At 66.7% G+C, this 18,991-nt stretch carries 18 protein-coding genes and 1 other RNA gene; 3 read left to right on the plus strand and 16 right to left on the minus strand.

The genetic code is table 11. The features are described 5' to 3' along the window. Positions 1-529, plus strand: a 529-nt coding sequence (locus ACFQU0_RS20490) for a zinc-binding dehydrogenase (protein WP_382203907.1), incomplete at its 5' end; no start/stop codon positions are given. Between the two features lie 21 nt (positions 530-550). Here the strand turns inward: ACFQU0_RS20490 and ACFQU0_RS20495 are convergent. From ACFQU0_RS20495 to ACFQU0_RS20565, 15 genes are all read right to left on the minus strand, one after another. Continuing rightward, positions 551-1,081 carry a MarR family winged helix-turn-helix transcriptional regulator gene (locus ACFQU0_RS20495; RefSeq protein WP_382203909.1) on the minus strand — a complete coding sequence of 177 codons (531 nt, stop codon included), beginning with the start codon at positions 1,079-1,081 and terminating at the stop codon, positions 551-553. 67 nt (positions 1,082-1,148) lie between these two features. After that, positions 1,149-2,129, minus strand: a complete 981-nt coding sequence (locus ACFQU0_RS20500; RefSeq protein ID WP_382203911.1) for a Bug family tripartite tricarboxylate transporter substrate binding protein — start codon at positions 2,127-2,129, stop codon at positions 1,149-1,151. Positions 2,130-2,167: 38 nt separating this feature from the next. Then, positions 2,168-4,231, minus strand: a complete 2,064-nt coding sequence (phnN, locus tag ACFQU0_RS20505; protein ID WP_382203913.1) for a phosphonate metabolism protein/1,5-bisphosphokinase (PRPP-forming) PhnN — start codon at positions 4,229-4,231, stop codon at positions 2,168-2,170. Between the two features lies 1 nt (position 4,232). Beyond that, positions 4,233-5,069: a carboxylating nicotinate-nucleotide diphosphorylase gene (nadC, locus tag ACFQU0_RS20510; RefSeq protein WP_382203915.1), complete on the minus strand. Its 837-nt coding sequence runs from the start codon at positions 5,067-5,069 to the stop codon at positions 4,233-4,235. A gap of 205 nt (positions 5,070-5,274) precedes the next feature. Next, a complete protein-coding gene (gene hslU / locus ACFQU0_RS20515) occupies positions 5,275-6,603 on the minus strand; it encodes an ATP-dependent protease ATPase subunit HslU (protein ID WP_382203917.1) in 1,329 nt (442 codons plus the stop codon). Then, positions 6,600-7,148, minus strand: coding sequence for an ATP-dependent protease subunit HslV (gene hslV / locus ACFQU0_RS20520; protein ID WP_382203919.1), 549 nt, complete (start codon positions 7,146-7,148; stop codon positions 6,600-6,602). The genes hslU and hslV overlap by 4 nt, the downstream gene beginning before the upstream one ends. A 54-nt stretch (positions 7,149-7,202) precedes the next feature. Continuing rightward, entirely contained in the window at positions 7,203-8,918 is a 1,716-nt protein-coding gene (locus ACFQU0_RS20525) for an STAS domain-containing protein (RefSeq protein WP_382203921.1), read from the minus strand. A gap of 40 nt (positions 8,919-8,958) precedes the next feature. Then, positions 8,959-9,951 carry an RNA polymerase-binding protein DksA gene (dksA, locus tag ACFQU0_RS20530; RefSeq protein ID WP_382203923.1) on the minus strand — a complete coding sequence of 331 codons (993 nt, stop codon included), beginning with the start codon at positions 9,949-9,951 and terminating at the stop codon, positions 8,959-8,961. 174 nt (positions 9,952-10,125) lie between these two features. Beyond that, a complete protein-coding gene (locus ACFQU0_RS20535) occupies positions 10,126-11,202 on the minus strand; it encodes a CobW family GTP-binding protein (protein ID WP_382203924.1) in 1,077 nt (358 codons plus the stop codon). A 96-nt stretch (positions 11,203-11,298) separates the two neighbouring features. Next, a complete protein-coding gene (locus ACFQU0_RS20540; RefSeq protein ID WP_382203926.1) occupies positions 11,299-11,739 on the minus strand; it encodes a DsrE family protein in 441 nt (146 codons plus the stop codon). A 250-nt stretch (positions 11,740-11,989) separates the two neighbouring features. Then, entirely contained in the window at positions 11,990-12,949 is a 960-nt protein-coding gene (locus ACFQU0_RS20545; protein ID WP_382203928.1) for a tyrosine recombinase XerC, read from the minus strand. A gap of 9 nt (positions 12,950-12,958) precedes the next feature. After that, a complete protein-coding gene (locus tag ACFQU0_RS20550) occupies positions 12,959-13,633 on the minus strand; it encodes a DUF484 family protein (protein ID WP_382203930.1) in 675 nt (224 codons plus the stop codon). Positions 13,634-13,727: 94 nt separating this feature from the next. Further along, positions 13,728-14,624, minus strand: coding sequence for a diaminopimelate epimerase (gene dapF / locus ACFQU0_RS20555; RefSeq protein WP_382203932.1), 897 nt, complete (start codon positions 14,622-14,624; stop codon positions 13,728-13,730). 16 nt (positions 14,625-14,640) lie between these two features. Beyond that, positions 14,641-15,225, minus strand: coding sequence for an OmpA family protein (locus ACFQU0_RS20560; RefSeq protein WP_382203934.1), 585 nt, complete (start codon positions 15,223-15,225; stop codon positions 14,641-14,643). Positions 15,226-15,273: 48 nt separating this feature from the next. Further along, the gene (locus ACFQU0_RS20565; RefSeq protein ID WP_382203936.1) at positions 15,274-15,972 is read right to left on the minus strand and encodes a YiaD family glycine zipper/OmpA-like lipoprotein; all 699 of its coding nucleotides are present in this window, start codon (positions 15,970-15,972) and stop codon (positions 15,274-15,276) included. 151 nt (positions 15,973-16,123) lie between these two features. Here ACFQU0_RS20565 and ACFQU0_RS20570 point away from each other — a divergent pair, with 151 nt between their 5' ends. Further along, complete coding sequence (locus ACFQU0_RS20570; RefSeq protein ID WP_382203938.1) at positions 16,124-17,764, plus strand: MBL fold metallo-hydrolase; 1,641 nt, start codon at positions 16,124-16,126, stop codon at positions 17,762-17,764. Further along, positions 17,757-18,473, plus strand: coding sequence for an RNA pseudouridine synthase (locus ACFQU0_RS20575; RefSeq protein WP_382203940.1), 717 nt, complete (start codon positions 17,757-17,759; stop codon positions 18,471-18,473). The genes ACFQU0_RS20570 and ACFQU0_RS20575 overlap by 8 nt, the downstream gene beginning before the upstream one ends. An 18-nt stretch (positions 18,474-18,491) precedes the next feature. On the opposite strand, the gene rnpB is transcribed toward ACFQU0_RS20575, so the two are convergent. After that, positions 18,492-18,862, minus strand: an RNA gene (gene rnpB / locus ACFQU0_RS20580) — RNase P RNA component class A. Positions 18,863-18,991 lie beyond the last annotated feature (129 nt).

Here is an 18,991-nt window from a genome sequence, read left to right on the forward strand (position 1 = left end):
TGGCCTGGGGGGCATCGGCCTGAACGTGATCCAGGGCGCCAAGATGGTGGGGGCCGACAAGATCATTGGTGTGGACCTGAACCCTGCGCGCGAGGCCATGGCGCGCAAGTTCGGCATGACGCACTTCATCAACCCCAAAGAGCACGCCAACCTGGTGGACGCCATCGTGCAACTCACCGACGGAGGCGCCGACTACAGCTTCGAGTGCATTGGCAACACCAAGGTGATGCGAGACGCGCTGGAGTGCACCCACAAGGGCTGGGGCAGCAGCATCATCATCGGTGTGGCCGAGGCGGGTGCCGAGATCAGCACGCGCCCGTTCCAGCTGGTGACGGGGCGCAAGTGGGAGGGCTCGGCCTTTGGTGGTGCGCGCGGGCGCACCGATGTGCCCAAGATCGTGGACTGGTACATGGACGGCAAGATCAACATCGACGACCTGATCACCCACAAGCTGCCGCTGTCGCGCATCAACGAAGGTTTCGATCTGATGAAGGCCGGCGAGTCCATCCGCACCGTGGTGGAGTTCTGACCCCACCGGCACCTGAGCGCCTCAGGCGTCGGGCCGGGGGCGCTTCTTGCGGGTGGTTGGCTTGGCCGCTTGCAACAGCGTGGCCTCGTCCCGCGCCAAGGCTTCGTTGATGCGAATGAGGGTGCGGCGGGTGATGCGCAGGTCTTCCTCGCTCACACCTTCGACGCTGACCTGGTTCACGTCCACCGCCAGCGGGATCAGCTGCCGCTTGAGTGCCTTGCCCGATCGCGTCAAAAACACGTGCACGTTCTTGTTGTTGCCGGGCAGGTGGCGGCGTTCCACGTAGCCCAAGGCGTCCAGCGACTTCACCACCGCGAAGGTGGTCGAATCGGTGATGCCGGCCTGTTCACTCAGATCGCGCTGGCTCAGCCCGTCCTGGGCCCACAACACACGCAGCACCGACCAATGGCCGTAGTTGACGTCGTGGGGTTCCAGCCGCAACTGCAGGCCACGCACATAGGCGCGCGCAGCGTTGCGCACCAGGCGCGCGAGGCGCTCCTGGCCGTCGTCCACACCACCGTCGGCAACGCTGGGTTCCACACGCTGATCCATCACAAGGCCTTTTCGAAGGGTCGTCACACGACCATTCTAGAAGCCCTGTGTGCCATCGCTGTGGCGCTCAGTTTTCCAATGAGAGACCAATCGCTTTGGACACCTTGTTGAAGCGCTCGATATCGTTCTTGATGGTGGCGCCGAAAACGTCGGGACCAAACACGCCAATGGTGTAGCCCTGTTGCTCCAGGCGACTGCGGATGTCGGGACGCTCCATGATCTTGGCGACTTCGCGGTGCAGCTTCTGTGCGATGGCGTCGGGCGTTTTGGCCGGTGCGAGAATGCCAAACCACTGTTCCACGTCGTAGCCCGCCAGACCGAACTCGGCCACGGTCGGCACATCGGGCAGCGACAACACACGTTGTTTGGATGTGACCGCCAACGGGCGGATTTTTTTGCCAGCCACCATGGGCACGGTGTTGGCCAAGGTGTTGATGCCGAGGTCCACCTGGCCCGACACCACGTCGGTCATGGCCGGGGCACAACCTTTGTAGGCCACATGCACCAGCTTGACCGCGGCCATCACTTCGATGGAGCCGCCGGCCAGGTGCTGCGGCGTGCCGGCCCCACATGAGGCATAGCTCAGCCCGTTGCCGGTTTTCCCGCCGTCGAGCACGTCCTTGAAGGAGCGCAGCTTGGACGCCTCGGGGGCCGAGATCACCGAGGGCGTTGAAGCGAACTGCACCACACCGCGCAGGTCGGACACGGGGTTGAACGGCAGCTTGCTGAACACACCCGGGTTGATGGCGTAGCTGCTGTTCACCACCAGCAGGGTGTAGCCGTCGGCCGGACTCTTGGCCACGAACTCGGCCCCAATGTTGCCACTGGCGCCCGGCTTGTTTTCAACGACCACGGTCTGGCCCATGGCCTTGGTCAACTCCGCGCCGATGAGGCGGGCCAACACGTCGGTGCCACCACCGGGCGGGAAGGTCACGACGAACTTGATGGGCTTGTCCGGGTAGGTCTCCTCGCCCGCAGCCTGTGCCGTCAATGCACCGGCGACAAGGACAGAGAAAGCGAGCGAGCGAACCAACATCTTGAGCTTCATGGGTAACCTTTAGTGAACATGGAACACCACCCGGCGCGTCACCGCGCCAGGCACGCTTCTTCGCTGCCAACGCGGATGGCGGGGTTGGCCCGCACCATCCGTTCGGCAGCCCGCTGACCCGCATCGCGCCCTTGGGGCGACGACGCGTGAATTCTCAATATCGGCTGGTGTTGTGCCACACGCTGGCCCACCTCGCACAGCAGATCGACACCTGCGCCGAGATCCGAGGGTGCGCCTGCGGCGCGCGCCAACTCGGCGACGGCCCAACCGTCGATGGCCTCCACCACACCCGCGTGCGGCGCTAGCACGTCGAAGGTGCAGGCGCCCGGCAACACGGGCGCCTCACGCCGGCCCTGCGCATCGATGATGGCGTCCATGGCCCTGAGCGCCGCACCGGACTCAAGCAGTTCCTGTGCCACGCGTTGACCTTCGGCCAGTGTGCCCACCCGGGGATGCCAGGCCAGAATGTGGGAGGCAAACAGCAAAGCCTTGGCCCGAAGATCCTGCGGGCCATCGGCTTGCCCACGCAAGATGGCGAGCACGTCACGCACCTCCAGCGCCGGGCCCACACCCCGGCCAATGGGGTGGCTGCCATCGGTCACCAGCGCGCGCACCTGCAAACCCACCGCTTGGCCCGTGCGCTCGAACAGCCGGGCCAGTTCGTGCGCCGCCTCCTCGGTGGCGAGCTTGGTGCCCGGGCCCCAGGGCAGGTCAACCACCACATGGGTGGCGCCGGCGGCTTTTTTCTTGGACAGGATGGAGGCCACCGCCCAGCGTGCGGAGTCCAGCCCCAACGGGCGGGTGATGGCGTTCATCACCTCGTCGAGCACCGAATGGTTGAGGTGACCGTTCCACGCGATGCAGGCGCGCGCCGAGCGCACGCAGGCGCTGACCTCGTTGGCGGTCAGGTCCACACGGGCCAGGGTTTCCATGGCGTCGGCCGTGCCAGCCGCCGACGTGATGGCACGCGACGAGGTCTTGGGCATGGCCAGGCCGAAGGCGGCCACGATGGGCACCACAATGAGGGTGATGCGGCTGCCCGGCACACCACCGATGGAGTGTTTGTCCACCACCATGGGCTCGTCCCAGCTCAGCGTCTGTGCCAGCGCGGCGCGGGCCCGTGCCAGGCCCTGGACCTCGTCGTCACTCAGGCTTTGCGTGGCCGCCACGAGAAAGGCGGCCAGCTCGGTGCGTTCAAAACGGCCATCCACCACCTCGCGCAACAGGTGCCGGTATTCCAGTTCACCCAAGGGTTCGCCGCGAATCTTCTTGCGCAAGAGTGCACGCTCGCGCGCGGGTGCCACGGTGCGCACCAGCAGCGCCGCGCCCGTGGGCACACCCAGCCGCTCGGCGGACCGCACATCCAGCCCAATGTGGCCCGGTGGCACCCAGCTGCCATCGCCCGCCACGGTCACAGGCACACACAGGCGCTCGCTGCGTCCGCCGTGCACGGCCACCACCTCCAGCGTGCCGCCAGCCCCAGCGTCGTCGGGGTGCAGCACACACAGCGGCTCTGGCGTTTGCAGAGGCAGAGACCGCAACGCCATGGGCGGTCGCAGGCCCAGCAACAGCTCCACGAACCGCTCCACACCCTCGGCGGGTGTGCCATCGTTGTAGGCGCGCAGCGCGGGCACAGACGGGGGCAACACGTCCGCCTTGCGCGCCAGGCGCTGCAGCACCTGTTCGCTGCTCTCGCGCCCGCGCCCGGCGATGCGCTGCGCCAGCACCTCGCTGGCCGCGGTCACCTCCACCACCACCAGGTGGGGCACGCGACGCGCCAACTCGGCCACCACCCCTCGCGAGCCATTGGCCAGCACATGGCCGCCGGCCCTCACCACGTCGAGCAAGGTGGACGGCAGACCATACGACAGGCCGTGCGCACGCCAGGTGATCAGGAAACCGCCCTGTGCCTCGCGCCGTGCGAAATCCGCTTCGCTGAGGCTGTCGTGGTCTTCGCCCGGCGCCCCCGCCGGCCGGGTGATCACCCGGCGCGCAAAGTGAAAGCGCTGGGCACACACGGCGTGGTCGCGCGCGCCGTCAAGAAGGGTGTCTTTGCCGGCCCCGCTCGGGCCGACCACCAGAACGAAGAGGCCGGCCCTCATGTCACTGGGCGTCGTCGAGACCGATGTCGACCGCGGGCGCCGACTGCGTGATCTTGCTGGTGGAGATGTAGTCGACCCCGGTCTCGGCAATCGCGCGAATGGTTTCCAGCCGCACGCCACCCGACGCCTCCAGCTTCACGCGCCCGGCCACCAGCTCCACCGCAGCCTTCATGTCGGCCAGCGACATGTTGTCCAACATGATCACGTCCACTTCGGTGTCCAACGCCTGACGCACCTGCTCCAGCCGATCGCACTCGACCTCCAGCTTGGTGAGCACCGGCAACACCTTGCGGGCGCGCGCCACGGCGGCCTGGATGCTGCCGCACACGGCGATGTGGTTGTCCTTGATCATCACGCCGTTGTCCAGACCCAGGCGGTGGTTGAGCGCACCGCCGCAGGCGGCCGCGTGTTTCTCCAGCGTGCGCAGGCCGGGTGTGGTTTTGCGGGTGTCGAGCAGCCGCGCCTTGGTGCCGGCGATGGCACTCACATAACGCGCGGTTTCGGTGGCGATGCCGCTCAAGCGTTGCACGATGTTGAGCGCGGTGCGCTCGGCGGTCAGCATGCTGCGCGCCGAACCACTGACTTCCAGCAGGATGGCGCCCTTCTCCACATGCTCGCCATCGGCCACCAGCACCTTGATGCGCAACGCGGGGTCGTAGCGCTGGAACACACGTGCGGCCACGGCAATGCCCGAGACGGTCATGGGTTCACGCGCGTTCATGTGGAACGACGCTTCTTCTGAAGCCTCGATCATGGTCTGGGCGGTGAGGTCGAAAGCGCCGATGTCTTCGGTCAACCAAAGATCGATCAGGCGGTCGGTGGCAAAGGTGTCGTACATGAGATGGCTCCTGGTGAGTGTCAGAGAGAGGGTGAGAGACAGAAAATGGTCGCGGTATTTATGTTTCGGTAGCGAATGATTTCATTATAAAAACCGCACCACAAAAGTCAAAGCAAATTTTTCGTTTACGAAACATATGACCTGTTGCACACAAAAAAATGCCCGCGTGGCGACGCGGGCATTGACTCAAGGGGCGGCGGACACGTCAGAGGATGTAGCGCGACAAATCCTCGTTGCGGCTGAGCGCACCCAGGCGGGCATCCACGTAGGCCGCGTCCACGTTCACGGTCTGGCCCTGCAGCTTGGTGGCATCGAAACTGACCTCGTCCAGCAGGTGCTCCATCACCGTGGACAGGCGGCGCGCGCCGATGTTCTCGGTGCGCTCGTTCACATCAAAGGCGATCTGCGCCAGGCGGGTGATGCCCTCGGGCGTGAACTCGACCTGCACCCCTTCGGTGGCCAGCAGCGCCTGGTACTGGCGCACCAGGCTGGCGTGGGTTTGCGTGAGGATGGCTTCGAAGTCCTGCACCGACAGCGACTGCAACTCCACGCGGATGGGGAAACGCCCCTGCAACTCGGGGATCAGGTCGCTGGGCTTGGCCAGGTGGAAAGCCCCGCTGGCGATGAACAGGATGTGGTCGGTCTTGACCATGCCGTACTTGGTCGACACGGTGGTGCCCTCCACCAGCGGCAGCAGGTCGCGCTGCACGCCCTGGCGCGACACCTCACCACCGCTGCCTTCGGCGCGCGAGGCCACCTTGTCGATCTCGTCGATGAAGACGATGCCGTTCTGCTCGGCGCTCTCGATGGCCTGTTGCTTGATCTCCTCCTCGTTGACCAGCTTGGCCGCCTCTTCGTCGATCAGCAGGCGGCGCGCTTCGGCGATGGTCAGCTTGCGTGTCTTGCGTTTGCCGCCTCCCATCTGGCTGAACATGCCCCGCAGCTGCTCGGCCATCTCCTCCATGCCGGCCGGGCCCATCACCTCCAGCGATGGCGCGGCTTGCGCCAGGTCGATCTCGATCTCCTTGTCGTCGAGCAGGCCTTCGCGTAGCTTCTTGCGAAAGACCTGCCGCGTGGCGTTGTCGGGTGCCGGCGGGTTGACGCCGAAGTCACCCCGAGGCGGCGGCAGCAACACGTCGAGGATGCGGTCTTCGGCCGCGTCCTCGGCACGCATGCGCTGGCGCTTCATGGCGGTCTCGCGGGTCATCTTCACCGCGCTGTCCACCAAGTCGCGGATGATGGTGTCCACGTCCTTGCCCACGTAGCCCACCTCGGTGAACTTGGTGGCCTCGACCTTGATGAAAGGCGCATCGGCCAGCTTGGCCAGGCGGCGCGCGATCTCGGTCTTGCCCACGCCGGTGGGGCCAATCATCAGGATGTTCTTGGGCGTGATCTCGTGGCGCAGCTTCTCGTCCACCTGCTGGCGCCGCCAGCGGTTGCGCAAGGCAATGGCCACAGCGCGTTTGGCACCGGCTTGGCCGATGATGTGGCGGTCGAGTTCGGAAACAATCTCTTGGGGCGTCATGGCGCTCACGAAAGTACCTCGATCGTGTGGTTCATGTTGGTGTAAATGCAGAGTTCGCCGGCCACTTTCAAGGACTCGCGCACGACCTGTTCGGCGCTGAGTTCGGTGTGGTCGATCAGGGCCTTGGCGGCCGACTGGGCGTAGGCGCCGCCCGAGCCAATGGCCACGATGCCGTGTTCGGGCTCCAGCACGTCGCCGTTGCCGGTGATGATGAGGCTGGCACTCTTGTCGGCCACGGCCAGCATGGCCTCCAGGCGGCGCAGCACGCGGTCGGTGCGCCAGTCCTTGGTCAGCTCGATGGCCGCGCGCACCAGGTGGCCCTGGTGTTTTTCAAGCTTGGCCTCGAAACGCTCGAACAGCGTGAAGGCGTCCGCCGTGGCGCCCGCAAAACCGGCCAGCACCTGGTCGCGGTAGAGCTTGCGCACCTTGCGTGCCGTGCCCTTGACGACGATGTGACCCAGCGTGACCTGGCCGTCGCCGCCGATGGCGACCTGCACACCAGCGGGCGTCTGGCGGCGCACGCAGACGATGGTGGTTCCGTGAAACGATTCCATGTGACAACTTCCATTGCAGGCCCGGCGTGGTGCCGGGCGGAGGGACGAATATACCTATCCCTGAGCGCGGGGGCGCGGCAGCACACGGGCCACGTCGGCGATGCCAACGATGTGGAAAAAGGCGGCCAACAAGCCGTGCACGTTCTGCAGTTCGACCTGGCGCCCGCCGTCCTTGAGCGCCACCGCCCACTGGAGCAAGGCCCCAGCGGCCACGAAGTCGGTGCGGGTCACGGCCGAACAATCCACCCCCACCGCACCTTGCCCGGTGCCCGGCTGGGCAATCGCATTGAGGGCACGGGTCACGTCCCCCAAAAGGGCACCTGTGAGACGGCCCGTGGGCACCACCAGCGGCACTGTGGCCGGCGGGCGCATGGCTGGCACGCTGTCGAGCTGTTGCACATGGCAACGCGGCTGCCCCCAGTCGGGTGGGGTCACCCCGTAGGTCACGCAGTAGTCCAGCGCCGCCAGATCAAATTCGTCGGCCCGCCCCATCAGGCGCAAGCTGGCCAAACGCAGTTGCCACCACACGGGGTGGTTTTCACGCCGTCCCGAGGGTGTGCTGGCGCGCAGGCTGCGGCGCAAGTTGGTGGCGCCCACGAACACGATGGCGATGTCGTTCTCCGCCCACCGCTCGAACAACAGCAAGAGGCGTTGCGCCGCCGCCGGTTCGGCCGAGGCCAGCGCCCCCCAGTCCAGCACCAGGTGGGCCGCACTTGCGCCGGCCTGGGCCTCCAAGCGGGCCACCGCGGCCACGTCAAGCAAGGCGGGGCAGGTCCACACCGCCGGTGCGCTGCCGCCGGCCACCGCATCATCGGGCAGCGCTGCTGCGGCGGGCACTTTTTCACCAATGGCGCTCCATGCCACCACCGGGTCGCCGTGCTGTCGCGCCCACTCGGCCACGTGCAGCTCGTACGACTCGCGCCGTCCGGTGGCGCGGAAAAAATCCAGCAACAGCGCGCGCAAATCGGCCGCCACCCCGCCGTGGCTGGTGTGGGCCACAGCCTGCCCCAGGTGGCGCTCGGTGCCGGCGTCGTCGCTGTTGGCAAACCGCACCGCCGCCTCTTCCACACCCGCCACCTGCAGGCAGGCCGCCAGCTGCCAACCGGTCTCGTCAGGGCTCGCGGGCTGCGCCCCTTGCAAGGCCTGGGAATGGGTGGTTTCATCGCCAAAAGCCACCGGCAGGCTGTGGGGTGCCTGGCTCGCGGACCCGCCACGGGTACTGGCGCCGGGCAGTGGCCAGTGGGTCTCAGCGGCGGGCTGCGTGTGGGGTTGCGAAGACGTGGTGATGCCGTCTTGTGTGGCACCCCAGGTGTTGCCTGCGTGGTAGAGCCTCGCCTGGAGGTGAGCCGCCACTTCGCCCAAAGGGGCGATGTCGGTGGGTGGTGCCTGCAGGCGCTGCGAACTGCGCGGCGCCTCGTCGCCCGGCACCGGCTGCCACCAGTGGGTGGACATCTGCGCCTCGATGGCGTCGATCTTCTTGATCGTCTGCTCGCGCCCGTCGTTGTCCGAAGGCACACTGCTCTGGAAGAAAGACGGGCGCGCCACCACGTCTTGCGCGTTCTGCTGTTCGCGCTTGCGGATGGTGCGCAGCATGTCGAACTCGCGCTTGCGCACGAAATCGTTGCGCCGCTTGCGCTCGATCGCTGCCTTGAGGGCCTGTTTGTCGGTCAGTTGCCCCGGGGGCTGGGCGCTGTCGCCCCACGCGGCGCCAGGGCCACGCACCAGTTGCGCCACCTTGGAGAGAAATCCACCGGGCGAATCCTTGGACATTCGTCAGCCGCCATGGGGGGCGTCAGCCAGTCAGGGGACCTCAGTCCCCGAACATCTTCTGCTTGAGTTCGCGGCGCTGCTGGGCCTCCAGCGACAGGCTGGCGGTGGGACGGGCCAGCAAACGGCCCACCCCGATGGCTTCACCCGTTTCATCGCAGTAGCCGTAGTCACCGGCGTCGATGCGCGCGATGGCCTGCTCAATCTTTTTCAGCAACTTGCGCTCACGGTCGCGGGTGCGCAACTCCAGCGCATGTTCTTCCTCAATGGTCGCGCGGTCCGCCGGATCGGGCACCACCACCGTGTCTTCACGCAGGTGTTCGGTGGTTTCGCCGGCGTTGGCCAGCATGTCGGCCTTGAGGTTGGTCAGCTTGAGGCGGAAGAACGCCAGCTGAACGTCGTTCATGTACTCGCTGTCGGGCATCGACAACACCTCGTCGTCGCTCAACTGGGCCACCGGTTTGGACTTCCAGTTGTTGGCGAGTTTGGGATCTTTGCGGACAGGGGTGTGCACGGGAGTGTTCATAGCACGTTCATTCGAAAAGGAAAAGGTCGCCTTGGCGGCGTCCGGGTCGTGAGTGGGCAGAGAAACGGCCTGGGCCATCTGCGCCATCATGGCTTTTTTGGCGGCACGCTTGCCCACGGCCTGCACGGCAATCTCCTGGCCGGGGCGCATGGTGGCCTCAGGGGTGCTGGCGCGTTTGGAAGCCACAGCGGTGCTGCCCGCTGCGGCCTTGCCCGGCGAAGCGGCAGGCCCCGCTTTGGTCGGTGTGGACTTGGCCGGCGCCGGTTTCGACACAGCGGCGGGGACCGCTGGCGCCACCGCTGACTTGGCCGGCGCTTTTTTGGCGGCGGGGGCAGCGGCCTTCTCGACCGGCTTGGCGACCGCCTTCGCCACGGGTTTCGGAGCCGGCTTGGTGGCGGTTTTGCCCCCAGGCGCCTTGGCCGCCAATGGCTGGGCCGCGACCGTCTTGACGGCCGTCACAGGCTTGGCCTTGGTGGCGGCTTTGGCGGTCGATTTTGCGGCGGCTTTCACTGTGTTTCTCCTCGGAACACCGGTCGTCGAATGGGCGGCACCCGATTGGGGCCGCTCCAGCGTGCCTGAGGTTATACCCTGTTTGTCGGCGGTCACCCGCGCGGCAGGCTCCGACCGGAATCCCAGGCCACGCAGTATGGACAGAAACAACATCGCGTCAAGCACCCACGGCGGTCAAGCCAGGCACTGGTCCAGCCCTTGCACCAGGATGTCGCGCGGCAAATCGATGCCGATGAACACCATCTTGCTCACGCGCGCCTCGCCTTCGGGCCAGATCGGCCCGAGGTCGCTGCCCATGAGCTGGTGCACGCCCTGGAAGATCACCTTGCGGTCGGTGCCCTGCATGTCGAGCACGCCCTTGTAACGCAGCATGCGTGGGCCGTACACCTGAACGATGGCACCCAGGAAGTCTTCCAGCTTGGCCGGATTGAAGGGCTTGTCGGCACGGTAGACGAAGCTTTTCACATCGTCGTCGTGGTGATGGTGGTGGCCGTGCCCGTGCTGGTGCGAGGGGTGGTTGCAGTGCTCCCCGTGTTCATGGTCGTGCCCCCCATGTTCATGGGAGCCATGACCATGGTCGTGATCGTGGTCATCGGCCTTGAGGAAGTCGGGGTCGATGTCGAGCTTGGCGTTGAGGTTGAAGCCCCGCAGGTCAAACACCTCTTTCAGCGCCACCTCGCCAAAATGGGTGCTGCGCATGGGCGCACGCGGGTTCATGTGTTTGAGGCGGTGGGTCAGCGCGTCCAGCGTTTCGGCATCCACCAGTTCGCTTTTGCTGATGAAGATCTGGTCCGCAAAACCCACCTGGCGCCGCGCTTCCTGGCGCTCGTTGAGCTGCTCGGCCGCGTGTTTGGCGTCCACCAGGGTCAGGATGGCGTCCAGCAAATACTGCTCGGCCACCTCGTCGTCCATGAAAAACGTTTGCGCCACCGGGCCCGGGTCGGCCAGGCCGGTGGTCTCGATCACCACGCGCTCAAAATCCAGCTCGCCCTTGCGCTTTTTTTCGGCCAGATCGGCCAGGGTGGAGCGCAAGTCGTCGCGGATGCTGCAGCAGATGCAGCCGTTGCTCATCTGGATGATGTTTTCGGTGGTGTCGGCCACCAGGATCTCGTTGTCGATGTTCTCTTCGCCGAACTCGTTCTCGATGACGGCGATCTTTTGGCCGTGCGCCTCGGTGAGCACACGTTTGAGCAGCGTGGTTTTGCCCGAACCCAGAAAGCCGGTGAGGATGGTGGCGGGAATCAGGGACATGGCGGGCAGGTCGGAGGATCAGGAAGGGGTGGTCGAAAAACAGGCGCAGAGTGTATTCGACCTGAGCGTCCCCAGGCTGACCGAGCCCGTCACCGGTCAGGGACGCAGGTAAACGAAGCCCTCACGCGCCTGCAAACGGGCCACCTCGGCCACACCCGAAGGCACAACCTTGGTTTCCATCAGAAGCTTGTTGGCGTCGATCTTGCGCGACACCAAGGTGTTGTTGCAGACCCGGAACTCCACGCCCTTGGACGCCAGATCGGCCACGCTGCCGGAAAAGGGTTGCTCCATTTGGTTGGTGGCGCCATCGATCAAGAAATCGATGCCCAGCCCATGGGTGACCACCACGATTTTGGCCTTGGGGTCTGCGGCCAGGTGGTTGCGGATGTTCTGGATCGCCCGCGAGGCCTGCGGGATGCCTTCGCTCAGGTGGTAAACCACCTTGATGGCCTCCTGGGCCTGCGCGGTCACACCGGACATCAGGGCACCGGCCAGGAGCAAACCACGCACAAAACGGGAACGTGAGGTTGAAAACATGAATATCTCCTTATATACCGATGGAATATCGAAGTGTGGCAGTTGCCTGGCGCGGGTGCCACCGGGCTAACCCGCAAGCCCCTAGGAGTCTGCGCGGCAGACGCGCGTCGGCTGCAACGCGTGGAGAAAAGTCCCACTTCGCACCCGTTTTTCCGGCTGTGGCTACGGCCACAGTCCTCAAAAGCGGGCACAAATTGGACTCTTTTCCCACGCGTTTCGCTTCGACGCCTTCTGCCACGCAGACTCCTAGTCACGAACGGGGTTTGCGGCCAGCCTTGCCGGCGCGCGGGTGGGCGGCATCGTACACCTGGGCCAGGTGCTGGAAGTCCAGCCGTGTGTAGACCTGGGTGGTCGCGATGTTGGCGTGGCCCAGCAGCTCTTGCACCGCGCGCAGATCGCCGCTGGACTGCAACAGGTGGCTGGCAAACGAATGCCTCAGCATGTGCGGGTGCACGGGTGTGGCCAGGCCCGCCTGTTGCGAGCGCTGACGCAAGCGCAATCGGATGTGCTGCGGCGTGAGGCGCCGGCCGTGGGCGCCGATGAACAAGGCCGGGTCGTCGCCCGCCCAATGCACGCGGAGCACCAGCCAGTCGGCCAAGGCCGCCAAAGCCTGCGCGCCCACCGGCACACTGCGGCGTTTGCTGCCCTTGCCCAGCACGTGGGCCTCGCCGGCCTGGGCGTCTATCCAGCCGCGCGCCTGCGGGCCGGGTTGCGCGTCCAGCCCCACCAGTTCGCCCAGGCGCAGGCCACTGCCGTACAACAACTCGGTGATGCAGCGGTCGCGCGCTTCGCGCTCGGGGGCGTCGTCTTCGTTGCCGTGGTCGGCCAGCCGCACGGCGTCGTCCACCGCCAAGGCCTTGGGCAGCGGCTTGCCGGCCTTGGGCGCACGCACATCCAGCACGGGATTGACCTCGATCTGCCCCTGACGCCCCAGCCAGGTGTAAAAGCCGCGCCAGCCCGACAGGATGAGGGCGATGCCACGCGCGCTGCGGCCGCCGCCGTGCATCTGGGCCACCCAGCGGCGGATGTGGGCATCGCGCACCTGCAACAGGCCCACGCCGGCGGCCAGCGCCTGGCGCGCGAGTTTGTTCAGGTCTTCGGTGTAGAGCGCCACGGTGCGCTCGGCCAGCCGTTTTTCCACCCGCACGTGTTGCAGGTAGCCGACGATCAGCTGGGCATCGGCGGGAGGCAACTCAGGGCTGGCACCCATGGCTGGACATCACGCGACCGTCAGCCGGCCCAGGGCGGCGCTCGCCAGTTCGGCGATGCGCTCCAGAAAGTCGGTGCCCATGCCGGCGTGGAAACGCTGGGGGTCGGAGGAGCCCAGAACCAGCAGGCCAAACACCTTGTCGGCGGGGCCGGCACGCAAGGGCAGCAGGGCCAGCGAGGCGGCCGGAGCTCCAGCGGCATCTTCCAGCCACGAAGCCGCTTCCAACCCTGGGTTGACGCCGCAGTACGGCATGGTCAAGGAAGCGGCAAAGGCCTGTGCATCGGCACTGACGCCCAGGGCAAAAGGCTGGCCAGCCCATTCGGGGGCCACGCCCCAGACACGGATGGCGGCCTGAGGCACCTGGAACTGGGACTTGATCTGCTCGACGATGACGCTGGGCAAAGCCGACGGCTCGCGGGTCAGCAACAGCTCGCGCGTCCAGCGTTGGAGCTTGTCGGCGATGAGCACGTTTTCCTGCCCGTGGCGGATCATCTCGGCCGCCTTCAGCTCCAGCGAACGGATCTTTTCGCGCAGCATCTCGGCCTGGCGTTCCTGCAAGCTCACGGCCCGCTGGCCGTGTGGGCTGGTCAGTTGCACCGCCGCCAGCAGCTCCGCGTGACGCTCGAAAAAGTCGGGCGTGTTGAGCAGAAAGTCGGCGATGTCGTCTTCGGTGATGGGGTTCATGTCGGTCATAGGTCGGGCCGCGGCGCAGAGCCGCCTCAAGCAAGGCCGCGCCCCCTCGGGGGGCAGCGAACACACGCAGTGGTGAGCGTGGGGGTCATAGCTCCGGGACGTCGATTTCGCCCTGGAACACGGTGGTGGCCGGGCCGGTCATGAGCACTGGCGCGCCCAGCTGGCCGGCGCCTCCGGCCCATTCGATGGTGAGCTGGCCGCCGCGTGTGGCCACGTCCACCCGCTCATCGAGCCAGCCCTGGCGGATGCCCGCCACCACGGCGGCGCAGGCACCGGTGCCACAGGCCAGGGTTTCGCCCACGCCGCGCTCGAACACGCGCAGCTTGACGTGGCCTCGGTCCAGCACCTGCAAAAAGCCGGCGTTGACGCGCCTGGGAAAGGCCGGATGTGCCTCGATGAGTGGGCCCAGCCCCAGCACAGGGGCCTGGTCCACGTCGTCCACCCGCAGCACCGCGTGGGGGTTGCCCATGGACAGCACCGCCACCGGCACGGCCGCGTGACCGGGTAGTGGCAAGGTCCACAGGGGCCAGGCGTTGCCACCGAATGCGTCTTCGGGGGCGCTTTCGGTGTAGGCCTGGCCGGCGTCAAACGGCACACGTGGCAGGTCGAACACCGGCGCGCCCATGTCCACTGTCACGCGCCCGTCGGCGTTCAAGCGCAGTTCGATCACGCCGCCGTGCACCTTCACACGCACCACATCCTTGGCGGTCAAGCCACGCTCGCGCACAAAACGCACAAAACAGCGCGCGCCGTTGCCGCAATGCTCCACCTCGCCACCGTCGGCGTTGTGGATCACGTACTCGAAATCGACCCCCGCCATCGGCGCAGGCCGGACCGTGAGGATCTGGTCGGCGCCCACACCAAAGTGGCGGTCGGCCAGAAAGCGGTACTGGGCAGCGCTCAGGCCCAGGCGGCCTTGCGTTTCGTCGAGTACAACAAAGTCGTTGCCCGCGCCCTGCATCTTGGTGAATCGGATCAGCATGGCCGCATTATCGGCGTCAATCCGTTAGCCACAGTTCGATGCGCCGGTTCCGGGCCTGGCCTTCCGGGGTGTCGTTGGCCACCAGCGGCGCGCGGGCGCCCCAGGCCTCCACGTCCAACGCCGCGGCGGGCAGGCCACGTTGCACGAGGGCATCGCGCACACGCAGTGCACGCTGCGCCGCCAGCGCGGCGGCAGCGTCGTTGTCGGCGGTGGAGGCGTCGCTGTGGCCCTGCACCCGGCCGCGCCAGGCAGGGCCATCCAACAAGGCAGCGACCACACGGCCCCACACGGCATCGGCGGCGGGGCTGGGTGTGGCGGTGTTGCCAACAAACGCGCGATCGGCCGACCAGCGTAACAGCAGCGCGTTGTCAGGCGTGCGCTGCACCTCGACACCGGTCGAGGACAGGCTGTCGGCCAGGCGCGCGCGGCGCTGCGCCATCGCCTCGGACCAGACCCGGGTTTGTGCCGCCGGCCCACCCAGTTGCGCGGCCGCGCCTGGCATGCCCCCATCTTGCGGGGGTTGGGCAGCACAGGCCGTCAAAACGATCGTGGCCAGCGCCAACAGCCACACGCGGGCCTTCGTCAAAGGGTCACGCAACACGGACGGTCTCCAAAAACCGCAACCTTACCGCAGCGTGCCCACCCGGGCTCAACGCGCGGGCGCCACCGTGGCGGTTGGCGTCGGTGCCGGTGCTGGCGCGGCCTCTGCCATGAAGATCTCGACGCGCCGGTTGCGACCACGGCCTTCGGCCGAGTCGTTGCTGGCGATGGGCTGGCGAGCGCCCATGCCGCTCACATCCACACGGGACAAAGCCACACCACGTGCCACCAGATGGTCGCGCGTGCGGGTGGCGCGGTTCACCGACAGCGGGTCGTTGATGGCGTCGCTGCCGGTGCTGTCGGTGTGCCCCACAATGCGCACCCGCGACTGCGGGTTGGCCACCAGGCCTTGGGCAAAACCGTCGAGCACGGTGGCGAAATTGGCCTTGATGTCGGCGCGGCCCACATCGAAGGAAATGTCGCTCGGCACGTTGATCTTGAGCTGGTTGTCCTCGGTCTTGACGACGTCGATGCCGGTGCCCTGGGTGGCGGCCTCCATCTTTTTGCGCTGGTCTTCCATGCGCTGCGTCCACACGTAGCCGCCGATGGCGCCCACGCCGGCCCCAATGGCAGCGCCTTTGGCGGCGCCGCTGCTGCCCCCGGTCACGGCGCCCAGCACGGCGCCTGCTGCGGCGCCAATGCCCGCACCCTTGGCGGTGCCCTGCTGGGTTTCGCTCATGTTCGCGCATCCGGTGGCCAACAAGGCCAGGCTCAACACCGCTGCCGTGGTCTGTATCCGCTTGTTCATTCAAAACCTCCTTGATTCATGAAACAGCCCGCATCAAAAGCGGGCCACCCCATTGTCAGAGCGGCGCATCCCTCAGTTTGCAAACGATGTACAGCACTTTGTGAACAAGTGTTCGTCCTGCCCGCAACCGGCCATGCACAATCGGTCCACCATGGCACGCACCTCCCAACTCCTGCACCCGCAGCGCGAACCCGCCGCGCTGCGCCCCGCCGCCACCGTGCTGCTGCTGCGCGACACGCCCACCGGCATCGAAGTGCTGATGACGCGGCGTTCGCTCAATGCCAGCTTCGCGCCCGGCGCCTACGTGTTCCCCGGCGGTGGCATCGATGCGGCCGACCAAGCGGCCCACCGCCAGTCCACGCGCCGCCCCACGCAGAGCGACCTGCACCTCACGCAGGCCATCGCGGCCATCCGCGAAAGTTTTGAGGAACTGGGCGTGCTGCTGGCCCGCCACGCCGATGGCCGATGGGCCGACACGGCGGACATTGCTGCGCTGGACCGCAAGGCGCCGTTTGCCGCGCAATGCGCCGAGCGTGGCCTCACGCTGGCGGCCGACCAGGTGTTTGTGCTGGCCCACTGGATCACCGACCGCGACCTGCCGCGCCGTTTTGACGTGCCGTTTCTGGTGGCCCGCATGCCCGAAGGCCAGACCCCGGTGGCCGACGAGGCCGAGCAGTTCGAACCCGTGTGGGTGCACCCGGCCGACGCGCTCGCGCGCCACAAGGCGGGCAATTTCTTCATCATCTTCCCCACCATCCGCACGCTGGAGCGGCTGCAGGCCTACGCCACGGTGGATGCCGTGCTGACCGCCTGTGCCAGCGAACAGCCGTTGTGGACCAGTTGCCCACGCGCTGGCCTCAAACACGGCCAGGATTCGCGCCACATGGAGCACGAACCCGAGTTTGGCGAACTGGCGCTGGTGTCGCCGGATGGCCAAATCGTGCACGAGCTGGCCTGGCAGAACGACACCCCCGTGCCGCTGCTGAAGAACGTGCTGCGCCTGACCGCCCCCAACCCCGGCTTCATGACCGGCCCGGGCACCAACAGCTACCTCATTGGCGACCCCGCCACCGGCTACGTGGCCATCGACCCCGGCCCGGACGACGCCGGCCACATCGAGCGCCTGTGGCGTGCCTGTGGCGGGCAGATCCGCCACATCGTGTGCACCCATTCCCACCCCGATCACTCGCCCGGCGCGCGCCGGCTGCAGGCCCTGTGCGCCGAGCGTCCGCCCATCTTGGGCCTGGCCAGCCGCGCCACCGCGCGTGCCGACAGCCAGTTCCAGCCCGACCACGAGCTGGCCGATGGCGAGCTGATCGTGCTGCAGGCCGCAGGGCATGAAACCCACACCCTGCAGGTGGTGCACACCCCCGGCCACGCGGCCAACCACCTGTGCCTGCTGCTGCTCGAAGATGGCCTGCTGATCTCAGGCGACCACATCCTCAACGGCAGCACCACCGTCATCAGCCCGCCCGATGGCGAGATGCAGGCCTACCTCGATTCATTGGACAAGCTGGCCGGGCTGTGTGCGCAACACCAGATCGGCTTCATCTTGCCCGCCCACGGTCATGTGCTGATTGATGCACCCGGCGCGATTGCCCACCTCAAGGCGCACCGCCTCAAACGCGAGGCCAAGGTGGCCGCCGCCATGCGAGCCCTGCCCAACGGCAATCTCGACGACTGGGTGCCCCTGGCCTACGACGACGTGCCCGAACGCCTGTGGCCGGTGGCCAAACGGTCGCTGCAAGCGCATGTGGACCACATCCGCAGCCTGGGTGGTTTCAATGTCTGACGACAACAGCGGCGTGCGCCTGGCCAAACGCGTGGCCGAACTCAAAGCCTGCTCGCGTGCCGAGGCCGAACGCTACATCGAGGGCGGCTGGGTCAGCGTCAACGGCGCCGTGGTGGAGTTGCCGCAGCACCGCGTTGGCGAGGCCGATGAGGTCACACTGGCCGACGATGCGCGAGCCACCATACTGCCGCCAGTGACGGTGCTGTGGCACAAGCCAGTGGGCGTGCGCTGCGACATCGAACAGGCGCCCAAGGCCGAGTGGCTGGCCGCCGAACACCGCAGCGTCGAAGATCGCAGCAAACAACGCCTCTTGCTCAAACACTGGGCCGGCCTGCGCTGCGCTGCGCCACTGGACACCGCCGCCAGTGGCCTGGTGGTGTTCACGCAGGAAAGTGGCATCTGGCGCCGCCTGGTGGACGACGCCATCACGGTGGAACACGAACTGTGGGTGGATGTGAAAGGCGTGGTGGCGCCTGGCGCACTGGCGGCACTGCAGCGCCAGGTGCGCGCCAGCGTGAACCGCCAGAACGAAGCCGGCACCCGCCTGCGCGTGGCCGCCAAAGGCCTGCGCAAAGGGCAGCTGGGCGTCTGGTGCGAGGCCGCCGGCATCCAGCCCGACGCGGTGCACCGCGCCCGCCTGGGGCGCCTGGCCTTGGGCGCGCTGGCCAGCGGCCAGTGGCGCCTGATGATGGGCTACGAGCGCTTTTGAAGCGCCGCCGTGAATAAAGTGTGAAGTCTGCCGGTACGCCGGATTCTGTGCGCGGGGGTTACCCCCCGCGTGACCGCCATTCCTCTGGGCCGCTGGTCACCCAAGCGGCTCGGTGCTGCCTACCCGCCAACACCCTGCGGAACCACAGGGATCCACAACGCGGCGAACCGCGCCGCTTCACGTTGGCCTATTTGGCATTGCTGCGCGCAGAGATTGCCCGTTTCACCCCCGGTGGTCTACCTTGCGGCACGCCCCCGGGACTCGTCTCTGTTGCTCTGATCCTCACCTCACGGTGGAGAGCCGTTAGCTCCTGCGCTGTCCTGTGCAGTCCGGACGTTCCTCCAGTGCGACCTTTCGGTACTTGCACCAGCGGCGGTCTGGCAGGCTTCACCCCTCGATTATCGCCTGACTCTGCGGAATCAGCCCGCTGAGCACACCTAGTGTGCTGTCCCGTTATTTTCTGGCATTAATCCTGCATGCCAATGCGGTATCTTGGGAACGGAGATACCGCCATGAGA

This window comes from Hydrogenophaga defluvii (genome assembly GCF_042665235.1).
Classification (GTDB): domain Bacteria; phylum Pseudomonadota; class Gammaproteobacteria; order Burkholderiales; family Burkholderiaceae_C; genus Hydrogenophaga; species Hydrogenophaga defluvii_A.